3 protein-coding genes are annotated in these 1,875 nt (G+C 44.6%); all 3 read left to right on the top strand.

Features of this window, described 5'->3' with window-relative positions; translation table 11 throughout:
- The coding region (locus GX089_15340; protein NLP03868.1) for a V-type ATP synthase subunit E at positions 1 to 565 on the top strand (565 nt) is incomplete at its 5' end.
- 3 nt (positions 566 to 568) lie between these two features.
- On the top strand, positions 569 to 1,417 hold the full coding sequence (locus GX089_15335) for a DUF2764 family protein (protein NLP03867.1): 849 nt from the start codon (positions 569 to 571) through the stop codon (positions 1,415 to 1,417).
- 48 nt (positions 1,418 to 1,465) lie between these two features.
- A partial coding sequence (locus GX089_15330) for a V-type ATP synthase subunit A (GenBank protein ID NLP03866.1) occupies positions 1,466 to 1,875 on the top strand: 410 nt, incomplete at its 3' end.

The raw sequence follows: 1,875 nt of genomic DNA, 5'->3' as shown, positions 1-1,875 counted from the left end.
TTTAAAGGGTGAACAGCGTGCTAGTCAACTGGTTACTGAGGCAGAGACCAAGGCAGCCGGGATTTTGGCAGATGCCAAATCACAGGCAGAAAAGATCCTTTTGGAGGCTCAGAATCAGGCTGCAGAATTGAAGCGAAACACTGAAGCTGAATTAAAACTTTCCGGTGCCCAGGCCGTTTCTGCCGTAAAGCAGCAGCTTCTGGAAATGATTACAGCCAAGGTTATCGAGGGGGGTACTTCGGGAGCATTATCCGATCCTGCAACCGTAAAAGAGCTGATTCAGTCGGTGCTTAAGAACTGGAAACCCAATGATGGAACCACGCCAGCTCTTGAAGTTTTGCTTCCTGCCCAAAAACAGCAGGAGTTTGCCGCTGCATTCGAGAAAGGTGCTTCTGATCTTCTTAAAAAAGGTGTAAAGATCAATTTTTCCAAAAACATAAAAGCCGGTTTCAGAATCGGGCCGGTAGATGGTGCTTATCGGATCAGTCTCACCGATGAAGATTTTCAGGAATTTTTCAAGGAATACCTGCGACCCAGAACACGTCAATATCTGTTCGGGGAATAGACTATGGGGAATAACTATTACTTTCTGGTTGCTGGTTTACCTGATTTGATTCTTGATGAAGGGAAAAATGTCCCTTCATTTTTAGAATTTATGGAGGAGCTGGAAGAGCAAATCTCTTCGGGTGATCTGGAATTGCTTCGCTGTATCCGCTTACCACTGGATAACAGCAATTTAATAACAGTTCTTCAGAACTCGAAAAAGGAGTTTGATCCCAGAGGAAATTTCACCAGAGAAGAAATCGCTTCTGCCATTAAGAATGGAGATGGTCTTCCAGAATACATGTTGACGTTTCTGGAAGCTTATAAGGAAAACCGCCTGCCTTCTTCACCGCTGATAGCCGAAGACCAGCTTAACTGTTTTTTCTATGAACAAATGATCGCTCATCCCAATCAGTTTATCAGGGAATGGTTTACCTTTGAACTAAATCTGAGAAACCTGATTGCCGGTATCAACAGCCGCAGGGGATTGCAGCATTTCGATGCATTGGCCTCGGAAAGGGAAAGGGCTATTGCCTCGGTTTTGATAGGGATAAATGATGAGGCGGAGATGATCCTGCGCTCAAATGCTCCTGATTTTGGCCTCTCTTCTCAACTTCCCTGGGCAGAACGGGTGATAAATCTTTCCCGCTCGACTCTACTGGAGTATGAAAAGGGGATCGATCTGTTACGCTGGGATATGCTCAATGAGTTGACTGCCTTCTCCTATTTCAGTATAGAAACGATCATCGCTTTTTCGATAAAGCTGATGATGGTTGAACGATGGAAAAAACTGGATGCTCAGACTGGTAAAGTGGTTCTTGAAAGGCTTGTGGAAGAGCTTCATGCTACTTATTCTGTTCCGACAGACTTTTAATTATTAAAAATGAAGTGAAACCGATTCTAATATAGTGGAGGAAAACGCATGAGTACCAAAGGGAAAGTGGTTGGTATAGTAGCCAACCTGGTCACTATTGAAGTGGACGGGCCGGTTGCTCAAAATGAAATCTGTTATATCGATCTTAAAGGAACCAGGCTGATGGCTGAAGTGATTAAGATCGTGGGAAAAAATGCATACGTTCAGGTTTTTGAAAGTACTCGTGGGCTCTACGTTGGTTGTGAAGCAGAGTTCACCGGAAGGATGCTGGAAGTGACTCTGGGGCCGGGGATGCTTTCCAAAAACTATGATGGTCTTCAGAATGATCTCGATAAGATGGAAGGGGTCTTCCTCAAACGCGGTCAATACACTTTCCCTCTGGATGAGCAGAAAATCTGGCATTTCAAACCTCTGGTCAAAGAGGGTGATTCGGTTAGTGCTGTAGACTGGATAGGAAG

Source organism: Fibrobacter sp. (assembly GCA_012523595.1).
In the GTDB taxonomy this organism is placed as follows: domain Bacteria; phylum Fibrobacterota; class Chitinivibrionia; order Chitinivibrionales; family Chitinispirillaceae; genus JAAYIG01.
This window is presented reverse-complemented; position numbering and strand designations above follow the sequence as displayed.

What these genes read in the sequence shown, in the direction of transcription:
- GX089_15335 (NLP03867.1), top strand. Translation starts at nt 569, where the DNA reads ATGGGGAATAACTATTACTTTCTGGTTGCTGGTTTACCTGATTTGATT.